Origin of the sequence: Halopseudomonas pertucinogena, assembly GCF_014646575.1 — a bacterium.
Lineage (GTDB): Bacteria > Pseudomonadota > Gammaproteobacteria > Pseudomonadales > Pseudomonadaceae > Halopseudomonas > Halopseudomonas pertucinogena.
In genome coordinates this window covers 1-2,661 of the sequence record NZ_BMNN01000013.1, presented here as the reverse complement: position 1 = coordinate 2,661, position 2,661 = coordinate 1, and the positions used below count along the sequence as shown (strand labels likewise).

At 58.5% G+C, this 2,661-nt stretch carries 2 protein-coding genes; both read left to right on the top strand.

The window, feature by feature from the left end; translation table 11 throughout:
• On the top strand, positions 1 to 1,766 hold a 1,766-nt coding region (locus IEW63_RS14745; RefSeq protein WP_188637337.1), incomplete at its 5' end, for a DUF637 domain-containing protein.
• A 374-nt stretch (positions 1,767 to 2,140) separates the two neighbouring features.
• Positions 2,141 to 2,661: hemagglutinin repeat-containing protein (locus IEW63_RS14455; protein ID WP_188637336.1), on the top strand; the 521-nt coding region annotated here is incomplete at its 3' end.

Below are 2,661 nucleotides of genomic sequence, written 5' to 3'. Positions count from 1 at the left end.
CCCAGGGCGAACTGGCCATCAAAGCCGTGGAAGGGCTGCAGATCGATATCAAGCATATCGACCAGCACACCGTGAGCCAGACCATCGATGCCATGGTTCAGGCCGACCCGAACCTGGCCTGGCTGAAGGAGATGGAAAGCCGGGGTGATGTGGACTGGCAGCGGGTCAAGGAAGTGCATGACAGCTTCAGTTACAGCAGCTCCGGGCTGAGTGGGCCGGCGGCGATGGTCGTTGCCATTGTGGTGGCCTACTTCACGGCGGGGGCGGGGGCTGCGCTAACCGGCGCTACCAGCACCGCAGGGGTGGCGGCTTCCAATGCGGTTGGGGCCGCCGTTGCCAGCAATACGGCGGTCAGCACCATCAACAACCGGGGTGATCTGGGCGATGTGCTGAGTGACGTGACCGCCAGCGACGCCATGAAAGGCTATGCGGTTGCCGGTATCACCGCCGGACTGACGGCCGGTGTCTACGACAACTGGACAGGTACCCAGACCGGCACCAGCAATACCGGGGCTGTCTCCAACAACACTGGCGTGCTGGCCAACAGTGGTAACGTCAGCGGTGCAGGCCTGAACAGTTGGTCAGGGGCGGGCCAGTTTGCTGGCAACCAGGCGCTGCAGAACAGCACCTCGGCGCTGTTGAATAAAGCACTGGGTCAGGAAGGCAGTCTGGGTGATGCCCTGACCAGCACCCTGGCCAACACCTTTGCGGCAGCGGGTTTCAACTGGGTGGGTGATGTCAGTCAAGGGCAATATGACAATGGCAGCCTACCCAAGATCGGTCTGCACGCGATCATGGGTGGGCTGGCAGCCGAAGCAGCCGGCGGCGATTTCAGAACGGGTGCACTGGTGGTTGCCGGTGCCAACGAGGCCTTGATCGATAGTCTGGCCCAGCAGTACGGCGACATGGACCCCGCCCAGCGCAGCGGCCTGCTGACCATGAACTCGCAGGTGCTGGGGGTACTGGTTGCATCGGTGGCCGGTGGCGATGAGCAGGACATGCAGACCGGTGCGTGGGTGGCAGGGAATGCGACGCAGTATAACCACGACCTGCATGAAGCGCGTGCGCAGAACTTTGCAGATGGTGTATTGGATGCCTGTGCCCGGCGGCCCGATATCTGCATGGCGGGTGCCGATGGGGTAACCAGTGAAGAACTGGTCGGTGCTCTCAGGGTCATCGCCGCCCATGGCGAAGGCGCGAGCAGTGTCAATCCCCAGGCGATTGAGCTGGCCGAACAGTTTCTTGGCATGTTCTCTGGGACGTCTGATACGCTGTTTACACCAACGGAGTCGGAACAACAGCGCATAGACGTTGTTGATACCGTCGAGCTGATCGGGACGGGTGTTGGGCTGGCTGGTGCGGCACGGTCGGTACTGACTCAAGGTGTTGGAAAGGCAGGGTCGTGGTTTGCTGGGCTGGTGGGGGGTGGAGCGAAAGGAGTAAGCGATCCAGCAAGTCTTGCCAATGCTGCCAAGTTACGCGGGAAGTTGGCAGGTCAAGAAATTTCGGGTGGCCATGCATTTGAGAAACATGTGATTCAACGGGGAGAGTATAAAGATATAGGGATAACAACCCGCGATCAGTTTGCCTCGCATATCGAAAGCGTTGTTAACAATCCCAGTTCTTTTCGGCAACTTGGCGGCGGTCGAACGGCTTATTGGGATGATGTAAGTGGTACGGTTGTGATTCGGAATCCTAAAGCTGTAGACGGAGGGACGGCATTCAGGCCAACCAATGGTAAAGCTTACTTTGAAGGGTTAAGGTAATTATGAAGATTCTTGAGCGGTTAGATGAGCATGTTATGCTGGAGTGCAGTAAAGATGAGCTATTAATAATCCATTCCGCATTGAATGAAATTTGTAATGGGATAGATTTATTTGAGTTTGAAACGCGTGTAGGGGCCGGGCGAGATGTTGTACAGAATCTACTTAAGGAGGTTGGTCGGTTATTGGATATGCTAGATTGAGCCTAACCAATGCTCCCCGGAATGAGATAAGCTAGTTCGCGGGTCGTTGATATATTAAGACCGAGCTGTGGTCAACAACAGCTGTGTGCTGACCAAGAGTGGTAACGTCAGCGGTGCCTGGACAGTTGGTCAGGAGTGGGCCAGCTTGAACAGCACTTCGGTGCTGTTGAATAAATGGGGCATAAGAGAGCATCGACGCCATCCAGCGCGGCAGCGAGGTCCGGCGGCAATCTGCAGGCCAGCGCGGGCAACAACCTGGCCATCATCGCCAGCCAGGTCCACGCCGGGGGCGACCTCGCCCTTGCGGCCGAAGGCGATATGCTGATCGCTTCGTCCAGCCGCCTGGAGGCAGGCGGCGAAGCCTATCTGGTGGCGGGCGACCAGCTGGCCCTACTGGCGGCTGAAGATCTGGATCACAGCTTCTACGAAAAGAAGAGCAAAGGCTCCTTCGGGCGCAAATCCTTCCGTAGCGACCAGGTTACCCGGATCACTCAGCAGGGCACAGAGATCACCACAGGGGGTGACCTGGCGCTGATCAGCGGAGGTGACCAGACCTATCAGGCCGCCAGCCTGCGCAGCGGCGCCGATCTTGAACTGGTCAGCGGCGGCGCCATCAGCTTCGAAGGCGTCAAGGACCTGCACCAGGAAAGCCACGAGAAGAGCAAGAGCAGCTGGGCCTGGCAGAGCGCCAAGGG